This window comes from Streptomyces sp. NPDC037290 (assembly GCF_055603245.1).
In genome coordinates this window covers 89,448-104,587 of the sequence record NZ_JBVJVZ010000008.1, presented here as the reverse complement: position 1 = coordinate 104,587, position 15,140 = coordinate 89,448, and the positions used below count along the sequence as shown (strand labels likewise).

Genomic DNA, 15,140 nt, shown 5'->3' with positions numbered 1-15,140 from the left:
CTCAGCCGGTGTTCCGCATCGCCTCGCCCGGCCCCGTGCGCCCCCTGACGAGCAGCCGTCCGCTCGCCCCGGCCGCGAGCAGACCGGCCACCATGGCGACCAGGCTCAGGCCGGGCCCGGACGCCCAGTCGACGTGGGGCGCGCGGGCGGCCAGGACGACCGTGAGGGCCAGGGCGGTGCCGGGCAGGGACAGCAGGGCGGGGCGCGTACGGTCCAGGTCGTCCTCGGCGAGGGAGCCGAGGACGCCCACGCCGAGGGCCAGGGCCCAGACGCCGAGTGCCTGTGCGTCCACGCGGTTGGTGGGCCAGGGCACGAAATCGGCCCAGAAGCCGGGCCGTACGAGCAGTCCGGTACCGATGCCCAGCCAGGAGGAACCGAGGACGGCGAGCGGCGGCTTGGCCCAGGCCGGCAGGGGCGCGGTGCGCGGGGCGGCCGGTGCGGACCGGGTGGAGGCCTGCCCCGCCAGGCAGATCACCGCCGCCACGCACAGCAGGCCGAGCGTGCACAGCCAGCCGAGGCTGAACAGCACGGAGAGGATCGGGCCGCCGCGGGCGAGGTACAGCCGGCCCGCGTTGAGCAGACTGACCGTGAAGAGACCGGCCAGGACCACGACGACCGGCAGGACGAGCGTACGGGCCTCCTGCCACGTCGTCGCACGGCCGAGCGCGAAGAGCGCGGGCACGGTCCCCAGCATCGCGGCCCCGAGGAGTCCCGGGCCGAGCGGATCCGGTGACGGCCAGGCCCCGAGGACGTGCCCGGTCAGCGCCACGACCGTGAGGACCGTACCGACGAGCAGACTGATCACCGCGACGACCACGGCCAGCAGCGCCATTCCGGGTGAGAGGGGTCGGCCGGGCGGGGGCTCCGGGAGGGACTCTGCGGCGGGGCCGGTCGGATCGGTCGGCTGGACCATGGCTGGGGTTCCGTTTCCGGGGAGGCGGCGGGTCCCCGTTCCGGCGAACGGGGTGAAGGCGCGAGCGGGCGGCGCGAAGACACGGGACCGGCGCCATAGGCACGGTCACGTCACGGCACCGCGGTGGTCGCCCGGGGCGCGGGCAGCGGGGTGCGGAGGCCGCGTGTGCGGATCTCGCGGGCGTACATCAGACGCAGGCTCACCACGAGGGTGGCGCCGAAGGCGGTGAGCCCGCAGCCGACGGCGACACCGGCGGTGAGCGCGGTGAACCGGCCGAGCCCCGTGCTGTGCTCGAAGACCGCGACGGCGCCGGCCGAGAGCGCGGGTGCCAGGCAGAGGCCCGTCAGGTGGATCCGCCACTCCTCGCGCGCCCAGACCCGGTTCGCGCGGGCGGCCCGCCGGGCACCGGCTGCCATCACCGCGTACGCCACGGCGTAGGGCACGAGGTAGGCGGCCAGGAGGCGGTTCCCCGCCGTGCCGTACGCCGTCAGGGCGCGCGCGATCCAGACCAGGCCCGCCGCTGCGGCCAGGTGGGCGGTGGCGGTCACGGGCAGCGGGGCCCAGGACCGGCCGAGGCCCCCGACGGAGTCCCGGGGATCCCGGGCGCGCGACGCGAGCAGCGCGCCGAACACGACGAGGGAGCCCAGGTGCATGATCGCCACCCGGTTGACCTCGGTCATCGGCAGCCCGGGCAGCACCGCCGGAAGGGCGCCCCACTCCAGCCGCAGCAGCGGCGCGGTCAGCAGGTATCCGTAGCACAGCAGCATCCAGCGCTGGTGGAGGTCGGGGAAGCCGCCGACGGCCGCGAGGATGCCGAAGGTGACGCTGAGGACCGTGCCCACGAGGATCGTGGCGAGGACGATCCAGAAGGCCGCGCCGCTGAAGGCGTCCCGCGGCGCGGTGCGGGCGAGATAGAGGCCGGCGCCCGCCATCGACGCGTAGACGGTGACGGCGAACAGGATGCCCAGCACGCGGTGCGGGCGCGTGCGCCGGCGGTTGGCCGTCAGCAGCTGCGCGGGTCCGAGCAGCATGAGCAGTCCACCGAGGACGGAGTGCACGATCATCGGGACCAGGCTGTGCCGGTACGGGGCGACCCGGGTCGCCAGCGCGTCGGCGACGTAGTGCGGCGAGACGGTGTGGGCCAGCAGCCACTTCCCGGGAGCCGGCGCGCCGGGGCGGGCGTAGGACCACAGTTCGGTCATCGCAAAGGGCGCGTACCAGAGGCACACGGCCGTCACGGTCACCCCGGCGGCTCGCCGCCAGGTGCTGCTCGTCCATGGACGCACGGCGTCCCCCTGTCCCTCACCGGCTCGGTCACGGCCCCCATGGTCTCTTCTGGACTATCGTGGGGTTACCGACGGTAGAGCGGGCCGGCGGCGAGGTCAACGCTCCGGCGCCCGCTCGTCCCGGCGCCGTACCCAGTCCCAGAACTCGGTCATCATCCGCTCGTACCGGATGCCGAACTCCAGCGCCTCCCGCTGACCGGGGGCCAGCACGTCGCCGACGCTGTCGGCCAGTTCCTCGTACGCCCCCAACGTGCGCCGGTGCTCGGCGAGTTGGGCCGGGGCGATACGGTCCGGGCGGGCCCCGAACCAGAGCTTCAGGATGCCGCGTTCGCGGGCCTCGACGGGGACGAACCCGGGGTCGGCGAGCCAGTCGCGCAGGGCCTGACGACCGCGGTCGGTCAACGCCAGCACCCGGCGGCCCCGTCCGCTCTCCTGCCGCACCTGGGCCAGCAGCCCGGCGGCGAGCAGCCGGTCGCACTGGGCGTACACCTGCGCGTGCGGCACCGACCAGAACGGGGCGACGGTGCGGGCCGCCTCCACCTTCACGTCGTACGCGCTGGCCTCGCCGAGTGTGTCGATGATGCCGAGGACGAGGAAGGAGGAGGTGGTCAGCCGAACGTCAGCCATGGCGCCGACCGTACCGTGATCCGGGCGTGGCACGGGTCGTGGGTGCGGCCGACGCCGTCCCGCCACGCGTACCGAGCCGTACGGCTGGGACGACGGGCTCAGCCGTCCGGGCGCCACTCGAACATCAGGATCGTGGCGTCGTCGCGGAGCCGGCTGTCCTCGGAGTCCAGCAGCGAGTGGATCAGGCGTCTGAGCGTCTCCGGCGCGATCTCGCCGGTGGCGCTGGCCCGGATGACGTAGTCGGCGAACCGTTCCAGGCCGAGCAGCCGCCCGTCGGCCATCCGGGCCTCGGTGACCCCGTCGGTGTAGAGCAGGACCCGGTCGCCGGGCTGGAGCCGCGCCTCGTGCACGCGGCGCTCCCGTGCGGTGAGCAGGTTGCGCAGCCCCATGGGCGGGTCCGCCTCACGGACCAGCGCGTCCGCGACCAGCCGCTGGTCGCGGATCAGGAGCGGCGCGGGATGGCCGCAGTTGCTCCATTGGAGGATGCCGGTGGCGAAGTCGAGCTGGGCCAGGATCCCGGTGCAGAACCGCTCCGGCAGCCAACGGCTGATCGCCTCGTCCACGGAGTCCACGAGGGACCGCAGATCGGCGTCGGTGCGCCGGGCGTTGCGGCATGCCGCGAGGGCCACCGCGCTGGTCAGCCCCGAGGCGAGGTCGTGCCCCATCGCGTCCAGGACGACCGCGTGCAGGGCACTGGTGGTGAGGGAGTGGTCGAAGGCGTCGCCGCCGATGTCGTAGGCGGGTTCGAGGACGGCGGTGGAGACCACGTACCGGTTGCCGATGGTGCGCGGCGGCAGGAAGGCCCGCAGCATCTCGGCGGGCAGGTGCATGGGTTCGGTGCGCGTCCGCCGTACGAACGTGTCCTTGTAGGCCCGCTTGGAGGTGATCATCATCGCCAGCAGGGCGGCCAGGGCCCGGCTCTGCCGCAACGCCGTCGCGGTGAGCGAGTGGGCGTGGACGGCCAGGACGCCGAGCCGCTCCGCGCCGTCCAGCAGCGGGATCCAGGCCGTCATCCCGTCCCGGTCGGACTCCTCCACGCGCAGGGACTGGGTGCGATAGCACCAGCCGGCGAGCGAGGCGTCGACGGGCAGCCTCGCGGCCACGTCGGTGAGCGGCACGAGGTGACGCTGTTGCAGGTCGGCGAGGTAGACCACGGCGTGCCGCAGCCCCAGCGACTTGGCGCACTGGGCGACGGCGGTCGCCAGGTCCAGGGTGCAGTGGGCGGGGTCGGCGAGGAACTCCTCCAGCGGTGCACCGCCCAGCTCTGCCGTCACCTGGTCACCACCCGCCGCGTCGGTCGTCCTGCCAGCAGTCTCACAAGGCTCGCCGCACCACGCAGTCCGGGTTCCGCCAGCCGAGGCGCCCCTGCGGGGCGAGGTGACGTGCCGGCAGCGATCCCGCGGACGGCCACCGGCGCGGCAGAAAAGGGGTTGTCGGGGCGGCCGTACGGCCGCCAGGATCGGCCCATGACCTCGCTGACCGCCCTCCTGCCGCCGACCGCCGCCGACCGACCGGTGCGCGGCCGACAGCAGCGGGCCGGGCGATCGCGGAGGCCCGCTCCCGTCCCCGCATGACCGCGGCGCTGGTCGCGGGGCTCCTCGCGGGGTACGGCATCGCCGTGCCCGTGGGGGCCGTCGGGACGTATCTGGTGGCGTTGACCGCGCGGACCTCGTTGAGGATCGGCGCGTGCGCCGCGCTGGGGGTCGCGGCCGCGGACGGCCTCTACGCGTTGGTCGCCGTGCTCGGAGGCTCCGCGCTGGCGCACGCCCTCGAACCGGTCACGCATCCCCTGCGCTGGATCGCCGGCTCGGTGCTCGTCGTCCTGGCCTTCCGCGGCGCGGCACAGGCGCTCGCCCACCACCGCGAGCCGCGGACGGCCGCGAGCACCGAGGCGGCTCCTCCCCGTCCCGCGCGGGCCTTCCTCGGGCTGTGGGGCATCACGATGATGAACCCCGTCACCGTGATCTACTTCGCCGCGCTCGTGCTGGGCAGTCAGACCTCGGAGCGACCGGGTCCCCTGGAACAGGCCCTGTTCGTCGTGGCCGCCTTCGCGGCATCCGCGAGCTGGCAGCTGCTCCTGGCCGGCGGCGGAGCCCTGCTCGGCCGCCTCCTGACCGGCAGCCGTGGGCGGCTCTGCACGGCCCTGGCGTCCAGCGCGGTGATGACCGCACTCGCCCTCCGCATGCTCTTCACGCACGCTTCCTAGCGCGGTGTCAGCCGGTCGCGAGGGCCTTCAGCCGGTCCAGGGTGCCGTTGAAGCGGTCCCGGTCCCCGACGGTCTTGCCGGACGAGGTGTACTGCCACATCGTGTGGTACGGCCATCCCGCCGGCAGGGTCCCGGCGGTCGAGGCGTAGCGGGCGATCCACAACGGGTTGGTCGCGCCGAAGCCGGAGTAGTTCCCGGTGCACTCGGTCCACCAGCTGGTGGCCGTGTAGATGACCGCGTCCCGGCCGGTGCGGGACTTGTAGCGGTTCACGAAGTCGCGGATCCAGCTGACCATGGCGCTCTTGGACTTGCCGTAGCAGGAGCCGCCGTAGGGATTCCACTCGATGTCGAGCACGCCGGGCAGGGTCTTGCCGTCCTTCGACCAGCCGCCGCCGTGGGCCAGGAAGTAGTCGGCCTGGGCGGCGCCCCCGGACGTGTCCGGGGTGGCGAAGTGATACGCACCGCGGACCATGCCCACGTTGTAGGAGCCGGTGTACTGCTGGGTGAAGTAGGGGTTGGTGTAGGACGTGCCCTCGGTGGCCTTCGTGTACGCCCACTTGGCGCCGTCCTTCCACAGCGTCGTCCAGTCGACGTTTCCCTGGTAGCTGGATACGTCGACCCCTTCGACCTGGCTCGCGCCGGCGGGAGCGGGCGTGGCGTCGGGGCCGCCCGCGCGTCCGTCGTGGGCGAGGACGCCCATGCCCATGTACGCGCTGCCGCGCGGGGGGACGACCGGGGCCGACGCGGACTGCGCCGCGGGTCCGGGCAGGGAGAGGAGGAGGCCGGTCAGGACGCCGGTGACAGCGAGGCGTGAGCGGCTGCGAGGGAGGGACATGGAGCTTCGCACGAACACCATCTGACCCGTAGTCGGGCCGCGGCGCACTTCCGACACCGCCCAACGGAGGCATCCCGGGCCGCGTTTGGTCCGTTCGGGTGGCGCCCGGCGGCGTACGGGCCGGTCGCGGGAGTCGTCCGGGGCGCCTCCCGCGACCGGCCCTCGCCGGGCTCAGCCGTCGATGCGGTGCTGGGTCCAGAAGGAGGTGAGGTCGGTGCTCGTGGCGGCCTGGGCGGCGGCCTTGAACTCGGCCGTGGTCGACACGCCGTACCAGTGCGCGGTCGCGTAGTCCTTCATCAGCTTGGTCATGGCGGTGTCACCGAGGACGCGGCGCAGGTCGTGCAGGGCGCACTTGCCGTAGCCGTAGACGACGGTGGAATAGCGGGAGGAGTGCGCGTCCCAGTAGGCCATGGAGTTGGTGATCTTCTCGGCGCCGGAGGCCCAGGAGACGCTGTTCCAGCAGCCGGTGCCGGTCTTGCCGAGGGCGAGGTCGGTGGCGTAGTCGGTGAACGCCTCGTCCAGCCAGGGGCTGTTGTACTCGTCGTCGCCGACGATGCCGTACCACCACTGGTGGCCGATCTCGTGGGTGAGGGCGGTGGTGCTGACCACGTCCAGGACGAAGCCGGGGTACTCCATTCCGCCGAACCAGTAGTTGTTGTCGATCACGGCGTCCAGCTCGCCGTAGGGGTAGGCGCCGAAGCGGGCCGCGTGGGCGTCCACTGCGGTCTTCGCGGTGCTGAGCATGGACTGGGCGCTGGAGGAGCTGATGCCCGAGACGGAGTAGACGTTCACCGCGACGCCGGCCGGCGAGGTGCCGGAGATCCTGGTGAAGGGCCCGGCGGCCCAGGCGAAGTCACGGACCTTGGACGCCGTCGCCGTCGTGACGGTACGGCCGCTGGAGCCGGGGGTGTCGGTGGAGGTGCCTGTGGCCGGGACCAGCAGGCTGCTGGGGTGGTCGAGGGTCACCTTGAAGTCGGCGGCCAGCGAGTAGAACGACTCGCCGTTGTCGGTGTACGGGTCGAGGTGCCAGCCGGCGCTGTCGCGGACCGCGAGGACGGGCAGGGCGTTGCCGATGAAGCTGTAGGCCCCGTCGTGGCCGAAGCGGTCGGCGCCGCTGGGCACGGTGATGCCGAGGTCGAAGCCGATGGTGGCGCTCTGGCCCTGGCCGAGCGGCGCCGGGAGGTCGATCTTGAGGGCGGTGCAGGCGACGGAGGGCACGCCCGCGGTGCCGCCGGTGACGTTGCTGACGCGGATCGGCATGGCGTCGCAGGTGCCGTGGTAGTTGTCCCACAGCCTCAGGTAGACCTCGTTCAGCGCGGTGGCCGAGGCGTTGGTGAAGGTCACGTTCTCGTGCCCGGTCCAGACGGTGCCGCTGGTGTCACTGCTGAGGTTCACGGTGTACGAGGGCGCGGCCGGGGTGCGGGTGGAGTCGCCCGGCGGTGGCGCGGTGCCGCCGGAGGTGTCGAGGGCGATGTCGTCGAGCACGAAGCTCGTCTGGAGGCTGGAGTCCTCGGTCCCCGTGAAGGAGAGGCTGACGGTCTGCCCGGCGTACGCCGACACGTCGAGGGACTTCTGCACATAGCCGGTGTTCTTGTCGAGGTTCGAGTAGGTGGCCAGCGTGGTGCTGCCGATCTTGGCCGTGAGCTTGTCGTACGCGGTGGACGAGGTCGTCTCGGTGGTGTCGATGTGCAGCCAGAAGGTGAGGGTGGCCGCGTCGCACCCCGCCGGGATCGTGACGCTCTGGCTGAGGGTGTCCGTATGGGTGCTGCCGACTCCGTCCAGCCAGGCGTAGGTGCTGCCGGCGTGGGCGGCCTCACCCGAACGGCTGGTGATGACGCTGGAGGAGGACGTCGACCAGGGCGAGGTCCCGCTCTCGAAGCCGCCGTTGCCGACGACCTGCGCCGGAGTGCAGGCGGCTGGTGCCGCGGCCGGGCGGGCTGCGGCGGACGTGCCGGGGAGCACGAGGGCGGCGACCGCGGCGACGGTGAGCGCACCGGCGCCGAGGGCCTTGTGGGGGGTCGATCTCACACGCTACTCCTTTGCGGCGGCCGGGATTCCCGGCCTGCTCGATGGCCGCCGGCCGGCTGGGGTACGCCGGGACGGCCGCGGACGGGGCTTGCGCGATCGCTGCACCGAGCGGTGCGCCGCGCACTGACAGGGGTCAGGCGCGGGCTGCCGAAAAGAGTGACAGATTTGACCGGTCCATGCCAGAAGGGTGACACGGTCAACCAGTGAGCCGGACGGCGACGCCGGTCAGGCGGTGCGCAGCGTCACGAAGACCGCCGCCCGCTCACCGCCCTGCGGGTCCTGCCAGCCGCGCCCGACATGGCCGATCGCGCCCTCGGGACACCGCGGCGGGTTCTCGGGAACGGGGTTCAGCACGCGATGCACCTGCAGCACCGTGCCGTGCGGTGTGCGCAGACGGGTGCCCTCCCGGTCGTCGGCCGGCTCGGGGGCGAATCCGTCCAGGACGACGGGGGCGCCGGTGAAGGAGTGGACCACCTCGGGGTCGAGGGCGCCGTCGACGCTCTGGGCGTGCGCCTGTGCCCTGCCCTGCATCAGCGACAGCAACTCGGCGACCAGCACCGGGTCGTGGCATCCGTCGTACACCCAGCGCCTGCCCAGCACACCGTGTTCCACCGTGCCCACCAGCCCGTGCTCCGCGCCCTCCAGCGGTGCGCCCCGGTAGGTCAACGGGGCCAGATAGGCGGTCGGTTCAGGCGTGGAGGTGTCCGTGGCCACCATGAACTCGATGCCGACCTCGCCCTCGGGGTCGTCCAGCCGGAAACCGCCGGACTTGGTCAGCACCGGGGTGTCCGGGCCGCCGCGGTACCAGGGCCGGGTGGGCAGCCAGTCGGTGAGCAGCTCCAGCTTCGTGGGCTTGAGGGTGGTGTGGTGGATGATGGCCATCCCGGCCGCTCCCTTGTCTTCGTACGAAAGCCGACCCCCGCAGCTTCGCACACCGTTGCCGCAGGTCATCCGCCCGCCCGGGCCGACGCCGGGGTCAACACGGTCCGGAGGCCGGGCAGTTCATGCCGCCGTCCGGCTTCGTCCCGCGGTGGCGGAGCCGACAGGGCGGGGCCGCGGGTCGGCTATGACCGGAGCGCGCGGGCCACGCTGTCGATGGTGGCACTGTCCACGGGCGCCGTTCCGGTGAGGGTGCCGGCCAACGCGCGGGCCAGGACGGTCGCGGCACTGATCCGGGTGTCCTCCTGCTCGTCGCCGGTGACCTTCCCGATCACGGCGTCGCGCACCGACGTGGAGATGTCCAGCCCCCCGAACTGCTCGGGGAAGGACAGCATCATCAGGCACACTCCCACGTTGGCGGCCAGGATCGACTGGCCCGCCAGCTCGGGGGGCATGCGGAGCCGCCCGGCGTCACCGCACCGCCGCAGAGCCGCCAGGAGCAGGGCCTGCGCCTCCTTGACCGCCTGCGGCCCGGGCTCCCCCGTCGGCGTGAACATCAGCCGGTACAGGTGCGGGTTGGCCAGGGCGAACGTGACATGGCTGTCCCAGGCCGTCCGCAGGTCCGCCACCGGATCAGCCGTGAGCGGATTGCGCCTCTTGTTGGCGAGGAAGCGCTCGAAGCCGATCTCGGCCACCGCAGCGAACAGCCCCTGCTTGTCTCCGAACTGGCGGTAGATCTCAGGGCCGCCGACCTTGGCCCGTTCACAGATGGCACGGGTCGAGATCGCCGGGGCGTCCTTGCCGGCGAGCAGTTCCGTGGCGGCTTCCAGGATGCGCTCTCGTGCCGTGGTCATGCATCCATGCTAACAGCTGAAGCAAGCATTGTTTACGCGCCTGACCTGCGAATATCCGGCTCAATAAAGGGCGGAACTCCAGACTCCTGTTAGCGACGCTTACGAAGTGTGTTAACGTCACCAACACAACCGGCCCGACACTTGAAGGTGGTTTCCCATGGGTACGACGACCCTGCGCGAGCTGAACGGCTTCGACGAGACGCCCGCTTCCCTGGCCGACGCCACGGTGATCCTGATCGACTACCAGAACACCTACACCGGCGGCGTCATGGAGCTGGACGGCTACGCCGACGCCCTCGCCGAGGGCAGGAAGCTGCTCGCCGCCGCCCGCGCGGCGGGCGCGCCGGTCATCCACGTCCAGGAGGCGGGCTACGACACCAGCTCCGAGGGCGGCCGGATCCACCCCGACGTCGCGCCGATCGAGGGTGAGGCGGTCGTCGTCAAGAGCGTCCCCAACGGCTACCACAACACCGACCTCGGCGCGCTGGTCGAGAAGACCGGCCGCAAGAACGTCATCCTCGCCGGGTTCATGACCAACATGTGCGTGCTGTTCACCGCCCAGGGCGCGTTCCTGCGGGGAGACCGGCCGACCGTGGTCGCCGGCGCGTGCGCGACCCGCTCGCTCCCCACGAAGAAGGCGGCCGGCACCACGCTGACCGCCCAGCAGATCCACGACGGCGCCCTCGCGACGATCACAGAACTCTACGGCGTGGTGGTCTCGTCCGTTTCCGACCTGAACTGAGGCGCCGGCCTCACGGCCGCGCTGCTCAAGGGCGCTCGAGCTTCGGCTCGGGCGCCCTTCCGTTTTTTGTGCGTAATCCCGAAACTATCCGTTCCGGTTTATTTGTTCGCACAGCACGTATGTGCGAGCACTGTGTCATCTTCCGCTGTTTTGGTGCCAGTTGGGGCAGTAGCGTCCTCTGTGTCGGGCGCGATTCGCAAGAAGAAGCACCCTTACGGGGAAAGGCACACAGTGACATCTCGCAGGGCCTTTGTCGGCGGTGCGACCGCCGTCGGGGCGGCAGCACTCCTGACCAATCTCTCCTCATCGCCGGCTTCCGCGGCACCGGCCGCCGGTGCGGTTTCCGTCCCTGACGCGCGGGCGAAGATCCTCGCCGTCAACGCGGGTATGCGGACGCGGTACAAAGCCCTCAAGGACGAGCTGCAAAAGCACCTCGCCCCTGTCATCATCGTCGCCAACGGCCCAGAGGGCGGCACCTACTGGCTTGTGGAGAACGGCCAGGTCATCGAGCAGGTCTACCCGGTCGACCAGGTCTTCCAGCTCGCCAAGTCCATCGCCCACGTCCCGCTGGGCACGTTCTCCGTCATCGCCTCGTACCTCAACAGGCGGGTCCCCGAATGGCACCAGAAAGCCGGGGACATGGACGCCCACGACCTGGAAATGGTGTCCTTCAACGGCCCCGACTCCGCGGACTGGGTGGAACCCCTGCGCCAGTGGGGCGACGTACTCGCCGCGGGCCGCGCCGTACTGGAAGACGCGGACCTGCCGGACAAGCTCGTGAAATCGAGCGCACACATCCTCGACGCCGCCTCGGAGTTCGTCGCGGAGGCGGTGCGGACGCGGTCGTTCTCGATGAAGAAGTTCGAGGATTTCACGGGCGCGGTCTACGGGGACATCCGTACCAACATGTATTTCGCCGCCAAAGCCCAGATCGACGGCGTCACCGCCCTTCTGACCCGCTGGAAGAGCCAGTTGGGCGCCGCGAAGTGGCATGACCTGTACACGCTGGTGTACTCGATGTGGACGACGTCGGTCCTCAACCAGAACACGGTCATCATCCGTCACTTCATGGACGCCGACCGCATCGACACCCACCTGATCGACATCGTCTGCGATCAGCTCCCCGTCGCCGACCCGATCGGTGTCGGGCTGGAGAACCTCGCCCGGATCGTCCAGGACAACATCGCGGCGGAGATGGTCTTCTCCGCCGACCAGAAGGTGGCCAACGCGCTCAAGGGCCGCGAAGACCTGCTGTCGCAGGAACTCCTCGGGCTCCTCGGTGACGACGCGTCCACGTTCGGCACGCCCGGCGTCGCGCTGACCTGCCCGGTCCAGCACTGAACCACACCACGTCCACCAGCTCGACCAGCGGCTGACGCCACGAGCGGCTCCCCTTCGCACACGAGGGGAGCCGCTTCACCTTTTCCACGGGGGAATTCACCTCATGCACACCACACGTACCCGCCCGCTTCAGGTGTGGTACCTCATCGGCCTCATTCTGCTCGCTGTGAATCTGCGGGCCGCGATCACCTGCGTGGGGCCCGTCCTCGATGCGCTGCGCAGCAGCTACCACCTCTCTTCGGCCGCACTCAGCGTGCTGACCGCGCTGCCCATTGTCTGCCTCGGCGTCTTCGCCGCTGTCGCCCCATCGCTCAGCGCACGTTTCGGTGCGGAGAAAGCCATCACCGCCGCGCTGTTCCTGGTCGTCGTCGGTGTCCTGCTGCGCTCCCTCGCCTCCCCGGCCGCGCTGTTCGCCGGGACGGTCCTGGCCGGCGCCGGCATCGCCACCGGGAACGTCCTCGTCCCCGCTGTCATCAAACAGCGCTTCCCCGGCCGGATCGGATCCCTGACCGGGCTGGCGATGATGCTGATGGCCTTCTCCGGCGCCTTGGCCGCCGCCCTCGCCCTGCCCCTGGACCGCCTCGGCGGGCTGAGCGCCGTCCTTGCCGTCTGGGCCGTCCCCGCCGCCCTCGCCACCGCCGTGTGGGGATACCTCGCTCACCGAAGCCCTCAACGGCCCCTGCCGGCCGCGGCGGTACGGCGTGCCCGGGGAGCCCGGCTGTCACGCTCACCGCTCGCCTGGGCGGTGGCGGCGTTCCTCGGGATCGTGTCGCTGCTGTTCTACGCACTCGCGGCGTGGCTGCCCGAGATCATGCGGGGCCAAGGGTTCTCTCCGGCGGATTCCGGGACGATGCTCTCCGTCCTGCTGACGCTCGGTGTCCCGTTCGGGTTCGCCGTTCCCGCCACCGCCGCCCGCCTGCCTGATCAGCGGGTCCTCGTTGCCACCGTTGCGGGCGCGAAAGTCGCCGGCCTGGCCGGGGTCTTCCTCGTTCCTCAGGCCGGCTGGCTGTGGGTCGTCATCCTCGGTCTTGCCACCGGCAGCGCCTTTCCCCTCGCCATGACGCTGATCTCCCTGCGCACCCCGGACCCCGCGACCGCTGCGAGACTGTCCGGAATGGCCCAGACCTGCGGATACCTCCTCGCGGCCACCGGCCCGCTCAGCGTCGGTCTGCTCCGCACCCTCACCGGCGGATGGACGATCCCGCTCCTCCTGCTGCTGGTCCTCGTCGTGCCCGAGACAGTGGCCGGACTCGCCGCCGCTCGCCCCGGCTTCGTGGTCTCCCGGAGGCGGATTCCCGATGCTCCGGTCCGCGAGCCCGCCTGACAGCCATCGGCATGCAGTCCGCCGACCGCGCATGCCACCGCCCAGGAACGCACCGCTGGGCCGCCCCTTCCGGGACGGCCCAGCGCCTTTCCTTCAGGTGGTCGTGGTCACCGGTGTTCACTCATCCGACGAGCCGTGTCCGCCCTCGGATCCCTCGTCGTGCCCACCGCTCCACTTCGACGACTTCTCCGGGTGCTGCGGGTACTCCGGCTTCATCGGGTAAGCGGGCTTCTCCGGGTACATGGGCTTGACCGGCCTCTCCGGATACATGGGCTTGACCGGCCTCTCCGGGTACATGGGCCTGACCGGCTTCTGCGGATACATGGGCTTGACCGGAACCGCCGGCTTCATCGGCTTCTCCGGGTACACGGGCCTCATGGGAACCGCAGGCCTGACCGGCTTCTCCGGGTACACGGGCTTCACCGGAACCCTCGGCTTGACCGGCTTCTCCGGGTAGACGGGCTTCACCGGGACGGCAGGCTTCTCGGGGTAGACCGGCTTCACCGGCTTTTCCGGGTAGACGGGCTTGACCGGCTTCTGCGGGTACACGGGCTTCACCGGAACCGCCGGCTTCTCCGGGTAGACCGGCCTCACCGGCTTCTCCGGGTAAACAGGCTTGACCGGCTTCTGCGGGTATACGGGCTTCACCGGAACCGCCGGCTTCTCCGGGTAGACCGGCCTCACCGGCTTCTCCGGGTAAACAGGCTTGACCGGCTTCTGCGGGTATACGGGCTTCACCGGAACCGCCGGCTTCTCCGGGTAGACCGGCCTCACCGGCTTCTCCGGGTAAACAGGCTTGACCGGCTTCTCCGGATACACGGGCTTCACCGGAACCGCCGGCTTCTCCGGATAGACAGGCTTCACCGGGACCCTCGGCTTGACCGGCTTCTCCGGATAGACCGGCTTCACCGGGACGGCAGGCTTCTCCGGGTAGACCGGCCTCACCGGCTTCTCCGGGTAAACAGGCTTGACCGGCTTCTCCGGATACACGGGCTTGACCGGAACCGCCGGCTTCTCCGGATACATGGGCTTGACCGGATACACGGGCTTCGCCGGGTGGACCGGCTTCTCCGGATACACGGGCTTCGCCGGCCGCTCCGGGTACACAGGCTTCACCGGTACGACAGGCTTGTACGGGTGAACGGGGTACACGGGCTTGTACGGATGGACCGGGTACACCGGCTTGTACGGGTGAACCGGGTACACAGGCTTGTACGGGTGATGCGGATAAACGGCTTGCTTCGGGTGCGGCGGGTTCGGGGTGGTGTTGTCCTGCGCGTGGGCGGCTCCCGCGTTCGCCAGCGTGGCTGCGGCGAGCGCGGCCGCTGTAGCGGCTGACGCCAGAACGTATCGCCGTCGCGGCGATCTCGTCATTCTCTCCACTCTCCTCGACTTGGGTCAGAGCTTCATGACGGCTTGTCAGTCCCAAGGGCTCGATAGTGGAATGATCAGGAAATCCGAGACATGAATAACGCTGCGGCGGCCATAAGCCACCGGATGGGGTAGCACAGGGCACCAGTTGGCCCGGTCGGCGGCGACAATCCGGTGCAAGCCGACGACCGCTCGGGATCCGTGCCGGCGCACCGTCGGGGCACCACGGCACCGGTGATCCACCCGGGTGGCATGCCGCGCGCCGGTACGGGTATTCGCGCTGCGACTTCGTACATCGGCGACCCACCAGGGAGGCGGAACGCATGCTGATGGCACACCCGGCAGTGCTGAAGGACCTCATCGCCCAGTACGAGACCCTCGCCCTGCTCGGGGCCGGAAAGAGCACCCCGCAGGCCCGGCAGCGGCTCGCGGACATCGCGTACACGTTGTGTGTGGCCACCGGCACCGCGGACGTCGACATGGCCCTGATCGCGGCCCGGCACCGTCTCTCCGGGGCACGACCGGACGACGACTCACTGCTTCGGGCAGCCACCTCGCCAGACACGCCGTCAAGTGTCTGACCCGGCGGGCGCGTCGCGCTCGCCCCCTGGACACCCCGTGTGGATGCGCCCGTGCCCCGGGGGCGTTGCGCTCCCCCGCCGAAGTCGTTGCTCCCCGCTTCTGGTCGGCAGGACCTACCGGACGGTATACAGGGCCGGTCGAACGCGCGAGGG

Annotated in this window: 14 protein-coding genes; 5 read left to right on the top strand and 9 right to left on the bottom strand. The window is 70.9% G+C overall.

Going from position 1 to position 15,140, the window contains the following annotated elements:
- Position 1: 1 nt before the first annotated feature.
- From ACZ7HQ_RS26660 to ACZ7HQ_RS26645, 4 genes are all read right to left on the bottom strand, one after another.
- A complete protein-coding gene (locus ACZ7HQ_RS26660) occupies positions 2 to 913 on the bottom strand; it encodes a hypothetical protein (RefSeq protein ID WP_470994673.1) in 912 nt (303 codons plus the stop codon).
- A 110-nt stretch (positions 914 to 1,023) separates the two neighbouring features.
- Positions 1,024 to 2,199 carry a DUF2306 domain-containing protein gene (locus ACZ7HQ_RS26655; protein ID WP_470994671.1) on the bottom strand — a complete coding sequence of 392 codons (1,176 nt, stop codon included), beginning with the start codon at positions 2,197 to 2,199 and terminating at the stop codon, positions 1,024 to 1,026.
- Between the two features lie 96 nt (positions 2,200 to 2,295).
- The gene (locus ACZ7HQ_RS26650) at positions 2,296 to 2,826 is read right to left on the bottom strand and encodes a PadR family transcriptional regulator (RefSeq protein ID WP_470994668.1); all 531 of its coding nucleotides are present in this window, start codon (positions 2,824 to 2,826) and stop codon (positions 2,296 to 2,298) included.
- Positions 2,827 to 2,924: 98 nt separating this feature from the next.
- Complete coding sequence (locus ACZ7HQ_RS26645; RefSeq protein ID WP_470994665.1) at positions 2,925 to 4,100, bottom strand: PP2C family protein-serine/threonine phosphatase; 1,176 nt, start codon at positions 4,098 to 4,100, stop codon at positions 2,925 to 2,927.
- Between the two features lie 296 nt (positions 4,101 to 4,396).
- Between ACZ7HQ_RS26645 and ACZ7HQ_RS26640 the strand changes: the two genes are divergently transcribed.
- Positions 4,397 to 5,032, top strand: coding sequence for a LysE family transporter (locus tag ACZ7HQ_RS26640; RefSeq protein WP_470994662.1), 636 nt, complete (start codon positions 4,397 to 4,399; stop codon positions 5,030 to 5,032).
- Between the two features lie 7 nt (positions 5,033 to 5,039).
- On the opposite strand, the gene ACZ7HQ_RS26635 is transcribed toward ACZ7HQ_RS26640, so the two are convergent.
- The 4 genes from ACZ7HQ_RS26635 to ACZ7HQ_RS26620 all read right to left on the bottom strand — a co-directional run bounded on the left by ACZ7HQ_RS26635 (position 5,040) and on the right by ACZ7HQ_RS26620 (position 9,628).
- Positions 5,040 to 5,867 carry a lysozyme gene (locus tag ACZ7HQ_RS26635; protein WP_470994660.1) on the bottom strand — a complete coding sequence of 276 codons (828 nt, stop codon included), beginning with the start codon at positions 5,865 to 5,867 and terminating at the stop codon, positions 5,040 to 5,042.
- 171 nt (positions 5,868 to 6,038) lie between these two features.
- Entirely contained in the window at positions 6,039 to 7,895 is a 1,857-nt protein-coding gene (locus tag ACZ7HQ_RS26630; protein ID WP_470994657.1) for a M1 family metallopeptidase, read from the bottom strand.
- A gap of 225 nt (positions 7,896 to 8,120) precedes the next feature.
- A complete protein-coding gene (locus ACZ7HQ_RS26625; protein ID WP_470994654.1) occupies positions 8,121 to 8,777 on the bottom strand; it encodes a maltokinase N-terminal cap-like domain-containing protein in 657 nt (218 codons plus the stop codon).
- A 182-nt stretch (positions 8,778 to 8,959) separates the two neighbouring features.
- Positions 8,960 to 9,628, bottom strand: a complete 669-nt coding sequence (locus ACZ7HQ_RS26620) for a TetR/AcrR family transcriptional regulator (protein ID WP_470994652.1) — start codon at positions 9,626 to 9,628, stop codon at positions 8,960 to 8,962.
- A gap of 157 nt (positions 9,629 to 9,785) precedes the next feature.
- On the opposite strand from ACZ7HQ_RS26620, the gene ACZ7HQ_RS26615 reads away from it, so the two are divergent.
- From ACZ7HQ_RS26615 to ACZ7HQ_RS26605, 3 genes are all read left to right on the top strand, one after another.
- The gene (locus tag ACZ7HQ_RS26615; RefSeq protein WP_470994650.1) at positions 9,786 to 10,370 is read left to right on the top strand and encodes an isochorismatase family protein; all 585 of its coding nucleotides are present in this window, start codon (positions 9,786 to 9,788) and stop codon (positions 10,368 to 10,370) included.
- Between the two features lie 231 nt (positions 10,371 to 10,601).
- Entirely contained in the window at positions 10,602 to 11,711 is a 1,110-nt protein-coding gene (locus ACZ7HQ_RS26610) for a twin-arginine translocation signal domain-containing protein (protein WP_470994647.1), read from the top strand.
- A gap of 103 nt (positions 11,712 to 11,814) precedes the next feature.
- A complete protein-coding gene (locus tag ACZ7HQ_RS26605) occupies positions 11,815 to 13,035 on the top strand; it encodes an MFS transporter (protein ID WP_470994646.1) in 1,221 nt (406 codons plus the stop codon).
- A gap of 117 nt (positions 13,036 to 13,152) precedes the next feature.
- On the opposite strand, the gene ACZ7HQ_RS26600 is transcribed toward ACZ7HQ_RS26605, so the two are convergent.
- Entirely contained in the window at positions 13,153 to 14,409 is a 1,257-nt protein-coding gene (locus ACZ7HQ_RS26600; protein ID WP_470994643.1) for a hypothetical protein, read from the bottom strand.
- Between the two features lie 320 nt (positions 14,410 to 14,729).
- On the opposite strand from ACZ7HQ_RS26600, the gene ACZ7HQ_RS26595 reads away from it, so the two are divergent.
- A complete protein-coding gene (locus ACZ7HQ_RS26595; RefSeq protein WP_470994640.1) occupies positions 14,730 to 14,987 on the top strand; it encodes a DUF5133 domain-containing protein in 258 nt (85 codons plus the stop codon).
- Positions 14,988 to 15,140 lie beyond the last annotated feature (153 nt).